Annotated in this window: 1 protein-coding gene; it reads right to left on the minus strand. The window is 75.0% G+C overall.

What is annotated here, in order from left to right:
• On the minus strand, window positions 1-3169 hold a 3169-nt coding region (locus G3I65_RS48855; protein ID WP_160702424.1), incomplete at both ends, for a type I polyketide synthase.

A 3169-nucleotide genomic window follows, 5' to 3' on the forward strand; every position in this document is an offset into this window, starting at 1 on the left:
CGACGACGAGCTGGACCTGCGTGCCGCCGCGCTCGGGGAGCACGAGCGGCGCCTCGAGGGTCAGTTCGTCGACCGAGGCGCAGCCGACCTGGTCCGCCGCGCGGATCGCCAGCTCCAGGAACGCCGTGCCGGGCAGCAAGGTGACTCCCCGCACGACGTGTTCGGCGAGCCAGGGCTGGGTCTGCGCGGAGAGCCGGCCGGTCAGCAGGAACCCGCCCGAGTCGGGCAGCTCCACGGCCGCGCCGGCCATCGGGTGGCGGGTGGCGTCGAGGCCGAGGGCCCCGATGTCGCCGGACGGCGCCGCGGCCGCCCGGGGCCAGTACCGCTCGTGCTGGAAGGCGTAGGTCGGCAGGGTGACCCGCCGGGCCCCGGTGCCCGCGAAGACCGCGTCCCAGCGGGGCGAGACGCCGCGGACGTGCAGCCGCGCCAGTGCCTGGGCGACGGACTGCTCTTCGTCGCGGCCCTTGCGCAGCAGCGGGACGACGAACTCGTCCGCGCCGAGGCTTTCCGCGGCCATCGCGGCGAGGACGGCGTCCGGGCCGACCTCCAGGAAACCGCGGACCCCGAGCCCGGCGAGCGCGCGGACGGCGTCGGCGAAGCGGACCGGGCGGCGCACCTGCTCCACCCAGTACTCCGGGGACGTGAGCTGCCCGGCGGTCAGCGGTTCCCCGGTCACCGTGGACACGACCGGGATGACCGGCTCGTTCAGGGTCAGGCCCGCGACAACCGCGCGGAACTCGCCGAGCATCGGGTCCATCAGCGCCGAGTGGAACGCGTGGGACACCTTGAGGCGCTTGGCCTTGGCGAACTTCGCCGCCACCGCGAGCACGGCGGCCTCTTCGCCGGAGATGACGACCGCGGCCGGTCCGTTGACCGCGGCGATCGAGACGCCGTCGGCCAGTTCGGCCGCGACCTCCGCTTCGGTGGCCACGAGCGAAACCATCGCGCCCGCCGCGGGGAGCGCCTGCATCAGGCGGCCCCGGGCCGACACCAGCGTGCACGCGTCCGCCAGCGACAGCACCCCGGCGACGTACGCCGCGGTGACCTCGCCGACGGAGTGCCCGGCCACGTGGTCCGGGCTCAGGCCCCACGACTCCACCAGGCGGAACAGCGCGACTTCGAGCGCGAACAGCGCGGGCTGGGTGTACGCGGTCTCGTCGAGCGGCCCGTCCTCGGTGAAGAGGACGTCCCGCAGCGAGCAGCCGAGTTCGGCGTCCAGGCGGGCGGTGACCGCGTCGAGCGCTTCGGCGAAGACGGGGTAACGCTCGTAAAGCTCCCGGCCCGTGCCGGCCCGCTGGGAACCCTGGCCGGAGAACAGGAACGCGACCGGCGGGGTGCCGGTGGCCGACCCGGTGACCAGGCCGGCGGGCTCGCCGCCGTCGGCGAGCGCCGAGAGCAGTTCGAGCAGCTCGGCGCGGGTCCGGCCGCTCACCACCGCGCGGGAGCCGAACGCCGACCGCGTGGTGGCCAGCGAGAACCCGACGTCCGCGGGGGTCAGCTCCGGGCGGTCCTCGACGAACGACAGCAGCCGCGCGGCCTGCGCCCGGACCGCGGCCGGGCTCTTGCCCGACACCGGCCACGGGACGACCACGGCCCCGGCCGGCACGGCGTCCACCACCAGCGGCTGCTCGGGGGCCTGCTCGAGGATCGTGTGCGCGTTGGTGCCGCTGATGCCGAACGACGAAACGCCGGCGCGGCGCGGGCGGCCGGTCTCCGGCCACGGCCGCGGCCGGGTGAGCAGTTCGACGGCACCGGCATCCCAGTCCACCTGGGACGACGGGGCGTCGACGTGCAGGGTGCGCGGGAGGACGCCGTGGCGCAGCGCCATGACCATCTTGATCACGCCCGCGACGCCCGCCGCGGCCTGGGTGTGCCCGAAGTTGGACTTGACCGAGCCGAGCCACAGCGGCTCTTCGCGGTCCTGCCCGTAGGTCGCCAGCAGCGCCTGCGCTTCGATCGGGTCGCCGAGGGTGGTGCCCGTGCCGTGCGCCTCGACGGCGTCCACTTCGGACGGTGCCAGGCCGGCGGTGGCGAGCGCCTGGCGGATGACCCGCTGCTGCGACGGGCCGTTCGGGGCGGTCAGCCCGTTGGACGCGCCGTCGGAGTTGACCGCCGTTCCCTTGACCACGGCCAGGATTTCGTGGCCGTTGCGGCGGGCGTCGGACATCCGCTCCAGCACGAGGACGCCGACGCCCTCGGACCACGCGACGCCGTCGGCGGAGTCCGAAAAGGACTTCGAACGGCCGTCCGGGGCGAGCCCGCGCTGCCGGGAGAACCCGATGAACGCGCCCGGCGAGGACATGACGGTCACGCCGCCGGCGAGCGCGAGGCCGCACTCCCCCGCCCGCAGCGCCTGCGCGGCCCAGTGCAGCGACACCAGCGACGACGAGCAGGCGGTGTCGACGGTGACCGCGGGCCCCTCCAGGCCCAGCGCGTAGGCCACGCGGCCGGAGGCCACGCTCGGCGCGCTCCCGTTGCCCTGGAAGCCTTCCACGTCCGGGGTGCCCTGCAGGGTCTGGACGTAGTCGTTGTACATCACGCCGACGAACACGCCGGTCCGGCTGCCGCGCAGCGCGGCCGGGTCGAGCCCGGCGTGCTCCAGCGCTTCCCAGGACGACTCCAGCAGCAGCCGCTGCTGGGAGTCCGTGGCGAGCGCTTCGCGGGGGCTCATGCCGAAGAACCCGGCGTCGAACTCCGGTGCGTCGTGCAGGAAGCCGCCCTCGCGGACGTACGAGGTGCCCGGGTTGTCGGGGTCCGGGTGGTACAGCGCTTCGAGGTTCCAGCCGCGGTCGGCGGGGAACTCCGAGATCGCGTCGGTGCCTTCGGACACCAGCGTCCACAGGTCTTCCGGTGAGCGGACGCCGCCGGGGAACCGGCAGCTCATCCCGACGATCACGATCGGGTCGTCGGCGTGGGCCCCGGCCGACGGCGGCGGCAGGAGCTCCGGCCCGGCCGAGCCGGTCCCGCTCAGCTCGGCGACCAGGTGCGCCGCCAGCGCGGCCGGGGTCGGGTAGTCGAAGACCAGCGTCGCCGGCAGCTTCAGGCCGGTCGCGCCGTCCAGGCGGTTGCGCAGCTCGACCGCGGTGAGCGAGTCGAAGCCGAGCTCGTCGAAGGCGCGGGTGACGTCGACCGCCTCGGCCGAGGCGTGCCCGAGCACCGTGGCGGTCTG

The organism is Amycolatopsis sp. SID8362 (genome assembly GCF_010550475.1).
Classification (GTDB): Bacteria; Actinomycetota; Actinomycetes; order Mycobacteriales; family Pseudonocardiaceae; genus Amycolatopsis; species Amycolatopsis eburnea.